This window comes from Haloarcula sp. Atlit-7R (assembly GCF_003666065.1).
GTDB lineage: Archaea > Halobacteriota > Halobacteria > Halobacteriales > Haloarculaceae > Haloarcula > Haloarcula taiwanensis.
Genome location: NZ_QXIK01000013.1, coordinates 1 through 15,232, shown reverse-complemented (window position 1 = coordinate 15,232; position 15,232 = coordinate 1). Strand labels below are relative to the sequence as shown.

General features: G+C 61.7%; 17 protein-coding genes. 10 read left to right on the top strand and 7 right to left on the bottom strand.

The window, feature by feature from the left end; genetic code table 11:
• Nucleotides 1–127 precede the first annotated feature (127 nt).
• Nucleotides 128–2,239 carry a glycoside hydrolase family 32 protein gene (locus D3D01_RS18545; RefSeq protein ID WP_121513278.1) on the top strand — a complete coding sequence of 704 codons (2,112 nt, stop codon included), beginning with the start codon at nt 128–130 and terminating at the stop codon, nt 2,237–2,239.
• Nucleotides 2,240–2,269: 30 nt separating this feature from the next.
• Here the strand turns inward: D3D01_RS18545 and D3D01_RS18540 are convergent, their stop codons facing one another.
• Both D3D01_RS18540 and D3D01_RS18535 read right to left on the bottom strand, forming a co-directional pair.
• Entirely contained in the window at nt 2,270–3,601 is a 1,332-nt protein-coding gene (locus tag D3D01_RS18540) for a glycoside hydrolase family 68 protein (protein ID WP_121513277.1), read from the bottom strand.
• A gap of 144 nt (nt 3,602–3,745) precedes the next feature.
• Nucleotides 3,746–3,973, bottom strand: coding sequence for a hypothetical protein (locus D3D01_RS18535; protein WP_232794466.1), 228 nt, complete (start codon nt 3,971–3,973; stop codon nt 3,746–3,748).
• A gap of 151 nt (nt 3,974–4,124) precedes the next feature.
• Between D3D01_RS18535 and D3D01_RS18530 the strand changes: the two genes are divergently transcribed.
• On the top strand, nt 4,125–5,171 hold the full coding sequence (locus D3D01_RS18530) for a phytoene/squalene synthase family protein (RefSeq protein WP_053968971.1): 1,047 nt from the start codon (nt 4,125–4,127) through the stop codon (nt 5,169–5,171).
• Between the two features lie 74 nt (nt 5,172–5,245).
• Here the strand turns inward: D3D01_RS18530 and D3D01_RS18525 are convergent, their stop codons facing one another.
• Nucleotides 5,246–5,704, bottom strand: coding sequence for a DUF6653 family protein (locus D3D01_RS18525; protein ID WP_121513276.1), 459 nt, complete (start codon nt 5,702–5,704; stop codon nt 5,246–5,248).
• 107 nt (nt 5,705–5,811) lie between these two features.
• Between D3D01_RS18525 and D3D01_RS18520 the strand changes: the two genes are divergently transcribed.
• From D3D01_RS18520 to D3D01_RS18505, 4 genes are all read left to right on the top strand, one after another.
• Entirely contained in the window at nt 5,812–7,053 is a 1,242-nt protein-coding gene (locus D3D01_RS18520) for a hypothetical protein (RefSeq protein WP_121513275.1), read from the top strand.
• Between the two features lie 53 nt (nt 7,054–7,106).
• Nucleotides 7,107–7,484 (top strand): hypothetical protein, encoded by a 378-nt coding sequence (locus tag D3D01_RS18515; protein ID WP_121513274.1) that lies wholly within the window; start codon nt 7,107–7,109, stop codon nt 7,482–7,484.
• 53 nt (nt 7,485–7,537) lie between these two features.
• Complete coding sequence (locus D3D01_RS18510) at nt 7,538–7,885, top strand: TRAM domain-containing protein (protein WP_121513273.1); 348 nt, start codon at nt 7,538–7,540, stop codon at nt 7,883–7,885.
• Nucleotides 7,886–7,996: 111 nt separating this feature from the next.
• A complete protein-coding gene (locus tag D3D01_RS18505; RefSeq protein WP_101350500.1) occupies nt 7,997–8,611 on the top strand; it encodes a TetR/AcrR family transcriptional regulator in 615 nt (204 codons plus the stop codon).
• Nucleotides 8,612–8,631: 20 nt separating this feature from the next.
• Here D3D01_RS18505 and D3D01_RS18500 read toward each other — a convergent pair whose 3' ends face one another.
• From D3D01_RS18500 to D3D01_RS18490, 3 genes are all read right to left on the bottom strand, one after another.
• Complete coding sequence (locus D3D01_RS18500) at nt 8,632–9,045, bottom strand: DoxX family protein (RefSeq protein WP_121513272.1); 414 nt, start codon at nt 9,043–9,045, stop codon at nt 8,632–8,634.
• 94 nt (nt 9,046–9,139) lie between these two features.
• On the bottom strand, nt 9,140–9,700 hold the full coding sequence (locus D3D01_RS18495; RefSeq protein WP_101350498.1) for an NAD(P)/FAD-dependent oxidoreductase: 561 nt from the start codon (nt 9,698–9,700) through the stop codon (nt 9,140–9,142).
• Nucleotides 9,701–9,807: 107 nt separating this feature from the next.
• On the bottom strand, nt 9,808–10,557 hold the full coding sequence (locus D3D01_RS18490) for a pirin family protein (RefSeq protein WP_121513271.1): 750 nt from the start codon (nt 10,555–10,557) through the stop codon (nt 9,808–9,810).
• A 365-nt stretch (nt 10,558–10,922) separates the two neighbouring features.
• Here D3D01_RS18490 and D3D01_RS18485 point away from each other — a divergent pair, with 365 nt between their 5' ends.
• From D3D01_RS18485 to D3D01_RS18475, 3 genes are all read left to right on the top strand, one after another.
• Nucleotides 10,923–11,930 carry a site-specific integrase gene (locus tag D3D01_RS18485; protein ID WP_121513270.1) on the top strand — a complete coding sequence of 336 codons (1,008 nt, stop codon included), beginning with the start codon at nt 10,923–10,925 and terminating at the stop codon, nt 11,928–11,930.
• Nucleotides 11,931–12,358: 428 nt separating this feature from the next.
• Entirely contained in the window at nt 12,359–13,180 is an 822-nt protein-coding gene (locus D3D01_RS18480) for a hypothetical protein (RefSeq protein WP_121513269.1), read from the top strand.
• A 61-nt stretch (nt 13,181–13,241) separates the two neighbouring features.
• A complete protein-coding gene (locus D3D01_RS18475) occupies nt 13,242–13,457 on the top strand; it encodes a hypothetical protein (protein WP_121513268.1) in 216 nt (71 codons plus the stop codon).
• 209 nt (nt 13,458–13,666) lie between these two features.
• Here the strand turns inward: D3D01_RS18475 and D3D01_RS18470 are convergent, their stop codons facing one another.
• Nucleotides 13,667–14,647 (bottom strand): hypothetical protein, encoded by a 981-nt coding sequence (locus tag D3D01_RS18470; RefSeq protein WP_121513267.1) that lies wholly within the window; start codon nt 14,645–14,647, stop codon nt 13,667–13,669.
• Between the two features lie 120 nt (nt 14,648–14,767).
• Between D3D01_RS18470 and D3D01_RS18465 the strand changes: the two genes are divergently transcribed.
• Entirely contained in the window at nt 14,768–15,166 is a 399-nt protein-coding gene (locus D3D01_RS18465; protein ID WP_233563496.1) for a type I restriction enzyme HsdR N-terminal domain-containing protein, read from the top strand.
• Nucleotides 15,167–15,232: the final 66 nt, after the last annotated feature.

Genomic DNA, 15,232 nt, shown 5'->3' with positions numbered 1-15,232 from the left:
GCTGTAGGCAGCCAGTGGGCTGCCGGATGGGTGCTGCCCACAGCAACGCCGCAATACACAATATCGTGCACATTCACTCAAAAACGATTGCCGAATGTTTTTATATTTCAGGCAGGGATAACGGGCAATGGCAGATTCGCCACGCATCGGCTGCCTCTACGCCGACACCTGTACGGACGAGCAGGCGTCGGCCTACGACTGGTGTCAGGAGACACTCGACGATGCCGAGCGGTGCGCACTCTCCTCTGTCGAACCCACCGAGTACGATGTCCTCTGGTGGCACCGGGACGAACTGTTCGACGGGCGAGCCCTTGCGGACGCGCCAGCGCTAGCCGCGTACGTCCGCGACGGCGGCTCGCTCCTGCTGACGCTGAGCGCGCTCTCGGCCGTCGAACCACTGGGATTCGAGGCGGTTGCGCCAGATGCGACCGGCTGGGAGGAGATCCCCGAGCCGACCGGCCACCTCTGGCAGGCCCTGTATGCCGACCACCCGATCCACGCGGACTACGACACCCTGCGCGTCCACACCCGCGGCCCGGGCGTGACGATTCCGTACGCGCGATACGAGTCCATCGCGCCACAGTCCGGGGACGTCCTCGCCAGCACGGTCCGGGGCGACACCGACGTGGTCAAACAGATGGCGGCCATCTCTTGGGAGCCCGGCGACGGGCAGGTGCTCGGGGTGGGCTCTTCGGTGGCGTTCGCCCAGCCGACCCACGACGTGTGTCGGGGCAACCGCGAGACGCTCATCGAGAACGCGCTGAGATTTCTGGCGACCGACGACCGGCATCCGCTGACTGGCCGTCCGAAGGATGCCGACACGTTTGGGCAGTTACGCAAGCGCCTCGACGACGACCCGTGCCGGCCGTCCTATCACGTCACCCCGCCCGCGAACTGGCTCAACGACCCGAACGGCCTCATCCACTGGAACGGTCGCTACCACCTGTTCTACCAGTACAACCCCGTCGGCCCGTTCCACAACACCATCCACTGGGGCCACGCGGTCAGCGACGACCTCGTCCACTGGGAGGACCGTCCGGTCGCGCTCACGCCCTCGCCCGACGGGCCTGACCGGGACGGCTGTTGGTCGGGCTGTGCGGTCGACGACGGCGGCGTCCCGACCGTGCTGTACACCGGCGGTCGGGACAAGCGCCAGCTCCCCTGTATCGCCACCGCCGCGGACGACGACCTCACGGCCTGGGACAAGGACCCGGACAACCCCATCATCGAGGAGCTGCCGGCCGAGCCGGAGGTGCTCCGCACCGAGCACTGGGAAGGGGAGTTCCGGGACCACTGCGTCTGGCGCGAGGACGGGACCTGGTATCAGCTCATCGGGGCCGGCATGGAGGGCGGCGGCGGCGCGGCCCTGCTGTACGAGTCCGCTGACCTCCGGGACTGGGAGTATCAGGGCCCGATCCTCACCGGCGACCGCGACACCGCCGGCACCGTCTGGGAGTGCCCGGAACTGCTGGATTTCGGCGACCGCCAGCTCCTCCACATCTCGAACTACGAGGACGTGGTGTACTTCCTGGGCACCTACGCGGACGGCGAGTTCGAGGTCGACCGCCGGGACAAGCTCGACCACGGCGACTTCTACGCCCCGCAGTCGATGTGGACCGACGACGGCCGCATCCTGACTTGGGGGTGGCTCCCCGAGGCCCGGGACGTGAGCGGGCAGTGGGACGCCGGCTGGTCGGGCGCGATGTCGCTGCCCCGGGAGCTGTCCCTGGCCGACGACGGCGGCCTCTGCCAGCGGCCGGCCCCGGAACTCACCGAGCTACGGGGCGAGCACACCGGCTACGACGCCGTTCGCCTCGGCCCCGTCGACACCGAGGCGTTGCCGGTCGAGAGCCGGTCGTTCGAGCTTCGCGCCACGGTCCGTCTGGAGGACGCCGAAGCCGTCGAGCTGTCCGTCCTCGAATCGCCGGACGGCGAGGAGCGGACGCCAATCCGGTACACCTACGAGAGCGAGGTCGCCGTCGACCGGTCGGCCTCGAGCACCGACCCGCAGGCGACCGGCGACACCCAGACGATGCGGGTCCGACCGTACGACGCGCCGCTGTCGCTGCGCGTCTTCGTCGACGGCTCTGTCGTCGAGGTGTTCGCCAACGAACGGCACTGCCTGACCAGCCGCGTGTACCCGACCCGCGAGGACGCGACCGGTATCTCGCTGTCTGCCGAGGGCGGGCGCGCGACCGTCGCGTCGCTGGACGTCTGGGAACTTGACTCTGTCTGGTAAGCGGTATCCGCGAAAACGCCGCTGTGTCGGTTACTCTGACCCCGTCCGCGCGCCGTAGCTCCCGGTGCCGGCGTCGGCCCGTTGCCCGCGGCGAATCAGTTCCCGGTCCGTCGGCGGCAGTCCCTCGCCGTCCAGCGGGATGTGCCAGTGCCCGAGCGTTCCGATGATGCGCGTTCGGCTCCCCTCGACATCGAGCCGGAGCGTCGGGCCGAGCGAGCCGCCGAACCGGCGCATCTGCTCGGATTCGGACAGATGAGCGATTTCGTCCAGCGTCTCGCCGTCGAAGTCGTAGTAGTTGAAGAAGCTCTGGACAAGCACCTCGCCGTCGTGGGGAAACGCCATCCACGAGTATGACTGGAACGGCGCGTTTTCGGGGTTCGTGGCGACGAGCCCCGACTCGTTCATCGGGACGTAGTCACCGTGGAGATTCTCTGCGACGAAGCCGTACAGCGCGTCGAATCCCTCCAGTCCCGGCGCGAACGTGTGGAGGTGACTGGAGATGAACAGGTAGTACAGGCCGTCCCGATACACGATGTGTGGCCGTTCGAGTTCCTGATTGACGCCCACAGCGTCCAGCAGGGGGTCTTCGAGCTCCCACGAAAGCGGGTCGCCCGTCGGCGAGCGGGCGATGCCCACGCTCCCGTTGAACTCCTGTAACGCGTCGTCGCCACCACAGACGTCGCTCCCCTCCGGAACTAGTGTGTTCGCCTCGAACAGGAGCCACGTCTCGCCCGTCTCCGGGTCCTCGAAGAACCACGGGTCGCGGAAGGTGTATATCATCCCGCGGGACTGGTCTTCGCGCTCGTAGCGTTCGCCGTCGGGCTGTAGCAGTTCGTGGTGGGTCCACGGACCCGAGAGTTCGAACCCGTCTGTCGTGTCGATGCTGCCGCCACCTGCACCGACAATACGCTGGGTGTATGTCAGGTCTTCGGCCCTCTCCTCGCCGGCCGCAGTGTAGAACAGATAGACGCTGCCGTCGTCATCATACAGGGCGGACCCGGCCCACTGGCGCTGCCCCAGTGCGTCCTCGAACACCGGGCCAGCGTTGTGCCAGTTGCGACCGTCGTCAGAGTAGAAACAGCGGATGGTCGCCACGTCGTGGCGCTTGCCGGGTAGCAAGTCGGACGGAGCCGTCAGGGAAAAACAGACCCGGTAGCCGTCGACTGTCGCCAGCGTGCCGTCGCGGTTGCGGAGGAACCAGGTGTCCCAGATATGAACCTCGGGAATCTGTTCGGTTTCCGGCGGATAGACGATGGGGGCAACGGTGTCGTCGGTGCGCGCGATCCGACTCGCCTGCTCGCGTGTCCACCCGGCGCGTCCCCTCGTTCCGGGACGGCTCTCGCCGAGTGCCTCGTTTGTCATATCTCACGTTGGGCCGACCACGGCTATAAATGTTGTCAGGCGGGTACCACGGGTGTTGTATGAGAATTTTCCAATACGTGTGTTTCCGGGAGAAGACATGGCGAAAAAAACTGCTAGTGTGTAGTCAGGGAGCCGAACAGCACGTCACTCGCTTGAGTCCTCACTCCCGCTAACGCCCTCTGGGCCGGTGATATCGAGCGGCCGGACCCACTCGTACCAGATGAAGACGACGCCGAGGCCGTACCCCAGCGCCCAGACAGCGCTCCCGACCCAGGGGTAGCCAAGTGTGCTGAAGCCCCAGTTTGCGAGTCCCGGGAGGATAATCGCAGCAACGACCGTCAGCACCAACACTGCTGTATCCCGATTGTTCACGGTCGCAGCCCCCACGTTGCTGTGCCGTTCATACGTCGAGTTAGGCTCGGACACTCCTGAGTCTGTCGGAACACCGACCCGTGACCGGGTCGAGACTGACACCGTAGCCGTCCCATTTTTATCATCGTATGCCCTACCCCGGATGTCGGGAATGTCTCAGAACCACACAGACCGGTCGTCTTCGGAAGACATCGAGTGGTGCTACGATGCCGTCCATCGTGTGTCGCGGACGTTTAGTCTCACAATTTCGGAACTCAACGAACCGATGGCCCGGGACATCTGTCTGGGCTACCTCCTCTGTCGTGTGGCTGACACTATCGAGGACGCCGGTCATCTCCCTCCAGCGGTACAGACCGAACTCCTGCAGACGTACAGCCGCTCGCTCGAACCATCGAGCGGGACGACCGTGTCGTCGTTCCACGACGCTGTCGAAGAGTGGATCCCCACGACGACGAACGCCGACTGGGAAGTCGTCGAGAACGCGGGCCGCATCGTCGACGTGTTTCACACGCTCGACGACCACTCCACGCGGACGATCCGCGGGCCGGTCCGGGAACTCGTCGATGGGATGGCGATGTTCGTCGACCGCTACGCCGAGGCCGGCGGGCTTCGAATCAAGACGCTCGACGAACTCGAAGAGTACTGCTGGTACGCCGCGGGCACCGTCGGCACGCTGGTGACCGGACTGGTTTCCCACGAAGCCACCGACGAGCAGATCGCCCAGATGGAGGAAAACGCCCGGTCGTTCGCCCTGCTACTCCAGCTCGTCAACGTCGCCAAGGACGCCGCGACGGACATGGAAGAGGAGAACAACGTCTACCTCCCGCTGGAGTTGCTCCACGAGCAAGGACTCGATCACAGCGACGTGAGCAACACGGACAACGTCGACTCGCTGGTCCCCGTCATCGAGCAGGTAACCGAGCGAGCGGAGGGCTACCTCGACGACGCACAGGCGTGGCTCGAGGCCATGCCCGAAACCCGCGGCAACACGCTCTCTGCGTGGGCCATTCCGTTCCTGCTCGCGGTCGGCACGATTCGTGAGCTCCGTGAGCGACCTGCCGACGTTATCGAGCAGGGCAACGTCAAGATCTCCCGCGAGGAGGTCCACTCGGTGACACAGCAGTTCGGCGGCGACGGCGATCCCTCTATTGGGGAGTTGCGAGCCAAGATCCGCCAGCAGCCGCTCCACCAGTACTGACGACCGACAGAGACATTCCTCTTTTGCGGTCGCATCCGCAGGCCCCTGTCGGACGCGAACAGGCAGCCACTACCCTACCTATGTCCGTTGGTCTCTCCCTCACGCGCGTCGTACTTCTGGACGAGTTCGCGGAGCCACCAGAGCTTCAATCCCCCCATCGCAACCGTTGCGACTGCAGCGCTGACCGGCCGACGACGCCAGGCAGCGTACAGGGCGATAATCGACGCCAGCGCGCCGGCAGTGTTACAGACGTTCGGATAATCGAGGCCCATCGTTCCGCTGTCCTGCTCCCTGAGCCACCACCGCTCTGCCAGCACAGCACGGGTCATCCAGGCGTCCTCAGTCTCGGGCGGCGCGAATATGACTGGGTTGACCAGCGTCCACAGGAAGGCCGCAGCCAGGAGCCGCCAGTCCCGTTGATACACGGCGTACACGATGACAGCGCCGGTCGGCACACGCGACCAGCCGCTCTTGGGATTCGAATGCCGCGCCCAGAACCGGTCCTGCACGCTGTCTGGAAGTGGGACAGTCATATCATCCCCTTATCGTATCAGATGATAACAGTACTGCCGGTGAGACCCAGAACAGGGGCTTCGAACGGGGACAGAACACTCATGTCCGCCCTGTGCGAACGCCGTCTATGGCCACAGCGGCGTCGGGACTCTCCGAGCCACAGGTACTCGCCCGGACGAAAGAGAGGCTATTTACCGACCGCGAGGACGCCTACGTCGTCGCGGACACGCAGTTCGCACAGCAGCGCTGGCTGGACGACACACCTATCGAGGCGTCCGTACAGGCGACGCTCGCGCCGTTCAACCACGTCCGGGTCGGGACCGGCTATCCCGACCTCGTTGGCGTACAGACGCTCTCGACGGACCTGCTGTCCGTCGACCGACTCGGTGATCGGCCGCCGCTCATCGCCGTCGAGGCGAAGGGCTACACCGGTGACGGTGCCGTCGACGCCGAGCGCGGGGTCGTGCAGGCACACGACCGGCTCAACGAGGCCAACGTGGCCTTCCTGGCTGCGCCTCAGAGCGGTATCTCAACCGCCGCCCGGACGATGGCCCGCGAGCTAAACGTCGGTGTGCTGGGCGTCAGATCCGGCGGCTCAGTCGCGGTTCTGGAACGGCCACGCGTGGTCGGCCACGGGTCGATGGATGCCGCTTCGGCGGTCCGGTTTCAGGCCAGTGCCCAGGGTGTCGCCGATCAGAACTTCGGACTCAACCATCCGAAGAACTACATCGCGGTGCCGTTGACGGTCTACCACGACGATGACACACGGGACCTGCTTGCGTCCCACGTCGTCGGTGCCGTCGACGGGGCTATCGCCGGAGCGGCGTTTCTGAATCTGATCGAGACCGGTCAGGGCACACTCACGCTGACACCGCTGGGGCGGGAGGTGGTCAGGTTCGCGCTCCGGACGGTCGGCGACATCGACGCCGCTCTACAGCGGTTCGAGGACTGGCAGCGGTCCCGCCGGCGCTTCATCGATATCGCCCCACAGTGGGGGCAGCTTGTTCGCCGCGTCGTCTCCGACTACCCCGCCACGGAACTCCTGGTTGACGGGCTCTATGCCTGCCATCGAGATGGTTACGAGGCCCCGACGCTCGTCGAGTTCGTCGAGTACCTCCACGCGCTCCACCCGGAGTTCACCGTCGAACTGTTCCTCCGCGGCGACGAGGCGGTCCGCCAGCGGGTGCTGACCGGCGACGGGGACCTCCGCCGCGCAGAGCTGACCGACGGCAGCGTCTATCACTCACCCACCGTGTTCCAACTGAAGGCGATGTACTACCACGCTGGCATCGTGACAGCCCGCGGCGCGGAACCATCGAACCTCGACCCAGAGGCGGACGAGTGGGCGCTGTGCGACCCGATCACGTAGCGGTGTCGGTTCGCGCACAACGCTGAAACGTCGGTAGCTCCTATGTGAGCGTGATGGCCCGGACCCTGGAGCTCCCCAACGGCGACGTCGTCTCGGCGGACGACGTGTTCTGCTACAATGACTACCCCTACCGGCTCGTCTGGCTGGAGGACGATACCCACGAGTTCGCGCTCTCCCCGCTATACTGGGGCGACAGCGGCATGGACATCCCGTTCCGTGACCGGGAGGCGCTGGTCGACCAGTGGGAGGTCGATTCACAGGGGCAGATGACGGCTGAGGAGTGGGCGGACTGGCTCGACGACGCGACGGCGGACCCACGATTCAGCGACGACGAGGTCGCCTCGCTCGCGGCAGAGCTACCAACAGAGTGGGACTCAGAGAGCGGGGACTCTGATTCCAGCGGCGGAATCCTGGACCGTCTCGGACTGTAACGCTGTCGCCGGAGTCTGAAAGGTATTAATCCGTCCGTCCTGCAACGCTTGGCATGGAACCGACCTGGCTCGTCGCCGGCGGGGTGGCCCTCGCTGTGGGCCTCGTGCTGGCGTTCGCGATCACCCGTCGCTCAGAGAGCAGCGCATCGAAACGCGCTCACGAGGCCGCACAGGAGCGAGAACCACCTGTAGAGATCGGTGAGACCTACGAGTTTGGCATCAGCGAATTCAGCGACCACCACTCCGGCGACCGCGTCGCCGTCGGGAAAGTCGAGGGATTCGTCCTGTTCACGGAGGACGTGCCGTCGTCGGTGTCTGCTGGGGACGTGATCCGGGCGAAGGTGCTGTCGTTCAACCGGGGCCACACCTCCGCCGACGCTCGGTTCGTCGAACGTGCGTGAGCAGCGGCGGACACTCCCGGTGGTGCGGTGGAGCACGCGTCGGTCTGACGCTGGCTCAGCAATCCCGCCGGATGGAGAAACCGATATGTGCCTACCACGATAAAACAGGGCATGAGCGAATCGGACGGGCAGAGCACGCCACAGGACACCCGAGAGGTCATCATGGAGGCAACCTTTCGGGCGCTGAGCAAGCACGGCTACAAGGACTTGCGGGTCCGGGATATCGGCGAGGAAATGGAGATGTCCCGGCAGGTGATCCACTACCATTTCGACGGCAAGTACGACCTGATTTCGTCGTTTTTGGAGTATATTATCGACCAGTACGAGGGCAGCGTCGAGGTTGACGACGAAACCGACCCCCGGACGGAGCTTGATGTCCGCATCGACCGATGTCTGTTCGGTCCGGAGTTTGAGGACTTCTCGCACTGGGACCGGATGAAGGTGTACCACGAACTGTACGCCTACGCGCAAAACGACGCGGAGCACCGAGCGCTGTTCAACGAGCACTACGACCGCCTTCGAGAAAGCATCTCGACTGTCATCGAAGACGGAGTTGAGCAGGGCGCGTTTCGCGATGTCGATGCTGACTTGATGGGCCAGCTCATCACGGACGTGATTCACGCGGCCCGCGGCCGACGGATCGCGCTCGGCCACGAGGACGCACCCGACGAAGCCAAGCGGGCCGTCAACGACTTCATTCTCGACTCACTGTACCCGTCTCAGTAGATTGGGCCGAACAGCCAGCGTCAGAGAGGGCTGATGCCGACGCTGAGCGCCCATGTTCCGGTTGCTGACGCGGCGACGACGAGTGCCCCGCCCGCGAGTGTCACGTTCTTCAGGAAACTGTTCAGTTCGTCCTGTCGGTCCTCGTCGGGCACGGCCCAGAAGTCGTGCATCGCGACCGCCGAGACGATGAGGAACGCGGCGAGACAGACCGCCGCGACGACTGGGAAGACGCCCACGGTTACACCGAGCCCACCGAGGATGAGGAGCCCACCTGACGCGAGGACGGAGAGTCGCGGCGCTGGGAGCCCCTTGTACTCGGCGTAACCGGCCATCTGTTCGGTCTGCGTGAAGTGACTCAGGCCAGTAAAGGCGAGGAGGCCGCCGAAGAGGACACGACCGACAACGAGCAACACGACGTTAAGTTCGGGTGTCATCAGGCGCTCACCACCGACGGCACGCGAGCGTTTCCAACAGTGCGATTTGGGATAGTAGCGGCATTCATTGTGGGAGCCGAATCTGACTGCATCATTAGAGTTCCGGCACGTCTGACGGCATATCGAAGTCGTGGTAGTACTCGCCTTTCTCTTTCGAGAGAATGTCGAGGACGGCGGCCGCGCCGTCACCGGCTGCGATGACCGCTTGCCACTTCTCCGCTCGGCCCATCGCACCGGTCGCGTAGACGTTCTCGACGGACGTTTCCATGTCGACGGTCACGTCGACGACGTCCTCGTCGGTGAACGCACAGCCGAGGTCCTCGGCGAGGCTCCGGTCGCCGCCGGTCGCCAGGACAACGTACTCCGCGGTGTACTCGTCCTCGTCCGTCGTCAGGACGAACCCGTCGTCGGTCTGCCCGATGCCGGTGACCTCCGTCTCGTGGAGCGTCGCACCCCGGTCGCGGGCCTGCCCGCGGGCGATGGTGAGGAACTCCTCGCCGCTAATGGACCGGACGGCGGGGTAATTGAACAGGTGCGCTTTGTGCATCCACGACTCGTCCGTATCGAAGGCGATCGTTTCGAGGTCGTTTTTTGCAGCGTACTGTGCCGCACTCAGACCGGCGGGACCACCGCCGACAACTGCAACATCTGCCATATGTCACGGCAGGGGTCGCCCGCAAAAGAGTTTTACCATTTGGTAAAACATATCCAGCCTCGAACGGACACCCGCTCTCGGCCGTCAGCGAGTCACCACGGCGGCTCTCACAGGACGAACGGACCACGCTGTCGAATCGGCTCCCCGTGCGGGCGGCCCGAGACGGCGACGGCCCGGAGCGACTCGTCGCTCCGCAGCGTCACCGACCGCGCGTCAGTGACCGGCAGGATGTCACCGGCGGCGAGGGGCCGTCCCTCGACCGTCCCGCTGCCGTCGACGCCGTAGACGAACCCGGCCCACTCGTCGGGCACCGACCACGTCCACGCGCCGGCGACGGTCACGTCCAGGTACTCCATCGGCGTCTGGAGACCGATGGGCGAGCCGTCGCCGACGACCGTCGTGACCGTCGCGCCGTCCCGCTGGGCCGTCGGCAGCTCCTCGGCCCTCGCGTCGACGTAGTCCGGGTCGACCTCCTTCTGCGCCCGCGGCAGGTTCACCCAGAGCTGGAGGCCCGTACAGGCCCGCCCGTCCGCGGGGAACTCGGAGTGGCGTATCCCGCTCCCGGTCGTGATTCGCATCGCGTCGTTCTCGTATGCGGTGTTCGTGACCCCGAGAGAGTCCTCATGTTCCATGCCGCCCTCAATCATGTACGAGACGATCTCGAAGCCGCGGTGTGGGTGCATCGGGAACCCCTCGTCGGGGTCGATGTAGAACTGCTCGAACAGGACGAACGGGTCGAGGTTGTGCGGATACCCCTCCGTCGGGAACGCGCGGTTCGAATTCACGCTCGTCCCGTGGCGAACCGTCTCCCCGGCGACGGGGCCGTCGGCCGACGCGTGGGACTCGCTGCTGGTCATATCCTCTATAGTTTACCGAGCGGTAAAAGGGGTCGGGTACGCTCCGCTCGTCGGTGTGAGTTACTATCGCCGGCGGATATCCGACAGTCTGTGCGGCGGCAGGTTGGGATTCACGTGGACGTCGCTGTGGCAGGACCTGCTTCGAGAGGACTGGTCTCGGTCAAAAGTGTGAAGCGAACGGATGGGTTGGGGCGGATTCGAACCGCCGCGTCACGGCCTCTCGCTGCCGCTCTCGGCCGTTCCGACCGCACCGCATGACCTTCCACAGTCACGGTGGAGGTGGACTAACCACCTCAACAATTACCACTTCATGCGTCTACCACCCCTCCACGTTCGACCCTTTCAGGGCGCGGTTCGGAACTCCAATGAGTCGAAACATGACCCCCGAACGCGCTGTTGAACGGTATCTCAAAGAACGCAAGCCCGAGGTTTCAGAGTCCACCCACCGGAACCACAAGTACGCGCTCAAACGGTTCGTAGAGTGGTCGAACGAATCCGGTCTTGGCGACATCTCAAATCTTGACGGCTTCCACATCCACGACTTCAAGATTCACCGCCGCGAGAACGGCGGTATTAACGAGGTCACGCTCTACAACAATCTCTGTGCGCTCCGTGTCTTCGTCCGGTGGCTGGAAAGCATGGAAGTCGTGGGCTCCGACGTGGCGGAGAACATGATTCTCCCGAACCCCGACGATGACATCCGTGACGACAAGATTGACCCGGAGACTGCCGAGGCGGTTCTGGAGTATCTGGAAAAGTTCGAGTACGCTACCCTGCGGCACGCTCTCTTTGCCCTTTTGTGGGACACCGGCTTCCGTCTCGGAACAGTCCGAACTCTCGACCTCGGAGACTACCACTCCGATGAACAGTACGTCGAAGTCTACCATCGCCCCGAGAAGGGCACGCCGCTAAAGAACAAAGGGAAAGCTGAGCGGGAAGTGAACATCCACGGTTGGGTCTCTGAGGTTCTGGACGACTACGTAGAGATGCACAGAGACAACGTGACGGACGACTACGGACGTGAGCCGTTGTTGACCACTTCGTATGGCCGTCCGGTAGGTTCTAATCTCCGTGCGAACATCAACGCACTCACTCGACCCTGTCACTACTCTGAGGATTGCCCACACGGTCGAGACATAGAGACGTGCGAAGCCACGACGATGGAACAGGCCCAGCGGTGTCCCTCATCGGTTCCACCGCACGCGCTTCGACGGAGTGCGATTACTGCATGGTTGAACGACGGTCACAGCAAGGAACTACTCTCCGACCGGATGAACGTCAGCACGAAGACGCTCGAAAAGCACTACGACGCCCGAACACCGGGTGAAAAGCGAGAACTACGAGCCGAAGCCTTCGAGATGGATACCGACTAATCTCTCAGTAGCACCGTTAGGAAATGTCTGGACTCGATAAGCCCGTATACGCTCCGGCGGGGCCATATCACTGAGGGGTGCAGGACAAACCGAAGCAGCGACTACAGATAGGGGGACAGACTCACGATTTTCTGGAGAGTCATTACGACAGAGCGACAAACAACAACCGGGTGGACCGTCAGAAGGACCGCGTAGAACCAAGACGCACCCAAGTTCGAGAAGGAGCGAGATAAGATTACCTGACACTTTCCGAATCTATCAACCATGATATGCGAGTAGAAAGAACCTAATTCTGCCGGAGTCGAAACCCATCCAGAAATCAGATTAGGATGAATATTGGACCATTTAGGCCTGAGAGTCCGTACTTCACTTTCACTCCGGTGGCGATTCGTTTAAGTATATCCCTATCGAAATTGCAGGTGGAATTCATGTCTGAAACAGCAAGATTCCGATTCGGTAAGATTGACCTTCCTGAAAACGAGCGACCAGACCCTGAAGAACTTCACACTGCGATTGATGATACATTCCGAGTGCGAAGTGAACGGGTGGTTGTTGAAGGGGAAGACCCCGTAGAACTGGAGGAAAAAGGGTCGAATCCCTATCTCAGTACCGACCATGATGAATTCTCTTTCTGCTACTTCTACTACATTTCTGACAAAGAAGATAGTCAAACCGTGCGGGATGGTGATGAACTGACGGAACGACGCAGTGAGGAAGTCGTTCAACCCCGAGTATTCTACTTCCAGAACGGAATGTTCGCATATGAGTCCGAACAGGGCTTAGTGAAGCACTGGATTCCAAACTACATCGGTGAACGAACTGAGGTTGAAGTCGCCGGGAACTACGACTTCTACGACTTCCCACAGGAGATGATGAAGGACTTCTACGACAGTCGAGACCACATCTCTGTGTTCCGATTCGGCGCACCAGAGGATGGTGAGTTCGAAGGGGATTCCCCACTCGCTCAAGCCCTCAATGAACTCACAGAAGATGTGGAGAGTCAGGAATTCAGTGGTGGTAACTCTGAGAGAAATCTCAAAGGAGTTTCAATAGTGGATGAGGCGGCAGAGAAAATGAAAATCGAGAAACTACATGGGTCCATTGACGATGGGTACACCAACCAAATACTGGCTTCAGGAGTCTATGTCCCTGTCTGGAGTGAGAAAGAATGGCCCTCTGATGTAGGTGCAGACCGGCGAGCCGAAACCATCTTCCGAAAATTAGGTTCGACTCTACGGAAGTTAGAGTAAGGTAACCCCGTTGGTCTGCTTGTTCGGTGTTTCAATAATCGTTTCAATCAAAACTATAAAAATGAGCGACATTCGTAAGGCGGTGACGGCAGTGTGCTTGATAATAGCGTCCCTCCTGGCATACAACTCCTACATTGCCATTATGAACGGTAACTTTGAGAAGGGGCTTGTTCCTTGGTGGACTGACTTTGCAATTGCAAATCCTATGTTGTTTGCATTGATACTGGTTGGTGGGACGGCTCTCCTTGGTGCGCCATTCCGCGCAATCTTCGAGTAGAGTACAGTAGTCCAACGTGACTGAAGATGTGTAGACACTAAGTAGACAAGTCAAAAAAGTGGACTTAACACGAAAACCCCCCAGTCCAATGACGGATTTGATTTCAGCATAGACTGAATTCACAGCATGGTTATCCCTATCATCCGAGAATGTAAAAAAGGGATAAGGCGGGCCGGGCAGATTGTCTGAATCAAAACACTGCCTACGGCTCAACCCCCTGACTTCGTGTGGAACGTTGACGCGGAGTCGAAACTGGTCAGGTCGTCAATCCGCTGTTCCAGTTCCTCGATTTCCTGCTGAAGCTCGTCGGTATCTTCGTCTGTTGCCGCCAACCTATCTTTCAACCCTTGGAGTCGAGACTCTTTCTCGTCTTCGTCAACCTCGGCCTTGCGTACGTATTCACTCTCTTCAATCTCGTATACGTCCGACTCAGCGAGTTCTGTGACCTCAAGGGCTTCATCGACCTTGCTGGAGTCTACACTGGTCACACGCTCGCGGTCAATACCCTCCTCGTCCAGTATCTCCAGCACTTCCTCTTCATCTCTTAGCGAACGATTCCGCCGAGACGTGCGCTGGACCGACCCGTACTGTCCCGAGACTGGCTGGTCGTGGTGGAGACGGTCGAGGAGAACGCTCCGCACGTCTTGGCGCAGGTCATTGGCGTTCCGTTGCACGTCAGAGAGGAGCGTGTAGAGGTTCACCAGCGCGGGCGTCTCCATTCCTTCGAGGTCGGTCGGGTCGTGGCGTTCCAGTGCGTCAATCAACAGGAGCGTGTCAGCATAGACGGGGATGTCCGGCTCTTCGCGCTTGCCCTTCTCGGTGTCTACCTCGTGGGCGTCAACCAACGGGGAACTCGTCGGCATTTCAGTTTCGCTCAGCGTTCCCTCTTGGTCGTCCAACTCGAACCGTGGATGCAGACTCATTACTGTCGCGTATGGTTCGGCATCGGGAGGGAGACGGTCGAGGTCGAACCCCTGCCGACTGTCTTCGACCCGCTGGAACAGCGTCTCGAACTGCTCGCGCTGAAGTGGGACTGTTCCGTCATCATCGCGGAAGGAGATGAGGATACGATGTTCCTGTGTATCGGTCACCCGGAACGGCTTGCGAGACAGCGGCGTGAGGAGTGTTGCATCAGAGGGTAATTCCTCCACATTATCGAAAAGATTGTTCCACGTCATGCTGAACGACATATCTGACCTTCCTCGGGATAGGTCAAAAGCCCACGGACGGCAAATCGGGGGCGAACTCGATAAGCGCGCCGTCAGTCCTTCCGGTGGTATTTAACACATATGACGGACAAGGCAGGGGTAATGTCGGCTACTGCGCTCAAAGACCTCCACGAGGCTTTTGTTACTATCCACGAAGAGGTCAGACAGGAAGGGAGCGAGTTCGATTTCCGGTACAGTCTGGTTGACCACCTATTCACCGATGCACTCGGTTGGTCGCGCACGGTCGGAGAGGGTCACGTCAACTTCGAAGACGAGCGGAAGGACGTGCTGTGTTACGATGATAGTGACCCACCGTTCCCGGTCATAGTCTGTGAGACGAAGCGGCCTTCCCACGACCTCGGTCTTGATGACGTAGAGCAGCTGGAAACGTACATGAACGGGGTCGGGAGCGCCGACTACGGAATCCTAACCAATGGTCACATTCGTTCTAGTTTAGTGGCGGTCAAAGCCGAACTCACCTCGTTCAACCTGCTCACGTAACCGATCTCTGTGTGGATTTGGATTTCGTGATGCCCACAGCAACAGCTCGTCCAAATCCGGCAGTTC

Excerpts from the sequence above, each read along its gene's own strand:
- D3D01_RS18525 (WP_121513276.1), bottom strand. The coding sequence starts at position 5,704 with ATGACTGTCCCACTTCCAGACAGCGTGCAGGACCGGTTCTGGGCGCGG.
- D3D01_RS18520 (WP_121513275.1), top strand. The coding sequence starts at position 5,812 with ATGGCCACAGCGGCGTCGGGACTCTCCGAGCCACAGGTACTCGCCCGG.
- D3D01_RS18540 (WP_121513277.1), bottom strand. The coding sequence starts at position 3,601 with ATGACAAACGAGGCACTCGGCGAGAGCCGTCCCGGAACGAGGGGACGC.
- D3D01_RS18485 (WP_121513270.1), top strand. The coding sequence starts at position 10,923 with ATGAGTCGAAACATGACCCCCGAACGCGCTGTTGAACGGTATCTCAAA.
- D3D01_RS18530 (WP_053968971.1), top strand. The coding sequence starts at position 4,125 with ATGTCTCAGAACCACACAGACCGGTCGTCTTCGGAAGACATCGAGTGG.
- D3D01_RS18515 (WP_121513274.1), top strand. The coding sequence starts at position 7,107 with ATGGCCCGGACCCTGGAGCTCCCCAACGGCGACGTCGTCTCGGCGGAC.
- D3D01_RS18545 (WP_121513278.1), top strand. The coding sequence starts at position 128 with ATGGCAGATTCGCCACGCATCGGCTGCCTCTACGCCGACACCTGTACG.
- D3D01_RS18465 (WP_233563496.1), top strand. The coding sequence starts at position 14,768 with ATGTCGGCTACTGCGCTCAAAGACCTCCACGAGGCTTTTGTTACTATC.
- D3D01_RS18490 (WP_121513271.1), bottom strand. The coding sequence starts at position 10,557 with ATGACCAGCAGCGAGTCCCACGCGTCGGCCGACGGCCCCGTCGCCGGG.
- D3D01_RS18500 (WP_121513272.1), bottom strand. The coding sequence starts at position 9,045 with ATGACACCCGAACTTAACGTCGTGTTGCTCGTTGTCGGTCGTGTCCTC.
- D3D01_RS18470 (WP_121513267.1), bottom strand. The coding sequence starts at position 14,647 with ATGTCGTTCAGCATGACGTGGAACAATCTTTTCGATAATGTGGAGGAA.
- D3D01_RS18475 (WP_121513268.1), top strand. The coding sequence starts at position 13,242 with ATGAGCGACATTCGTAAGGCGGTGACGGCAGTGTGCTTGATAATAGCG.
- D3D01_RS18505 (WP_101350500.1), top strand. The coding sequence starts at position 7,997 with ATGAGCGAATCGGACGGGCAGAGCACGCCACAGGACACCCGAGAGGTC.
- D3D01_RS18480 (WP_121513269.1), top strand. The coding sequence starts at position 12,359 with ATGTCTGAAACAGCAAGATTCCGATTCGGTAAGATTGACCTTCCTGAA.
- D3D01_RS18495 (WP_101350498.1), bottom strand. The coding sequence starts at position 9,700 with ATGGCAGATGTTGCAGTTGTCGGCGGTGGTCCCGCCGGTCTGAGTGCG.
- D3D01_RS18510 (WP_121513273.1), top strand. The coding sequence starts at position 7,538 with ATGGAACCGACCTGGCTCGTCGCCGGCGGGGTGGCCCTCGCTGTGGGC.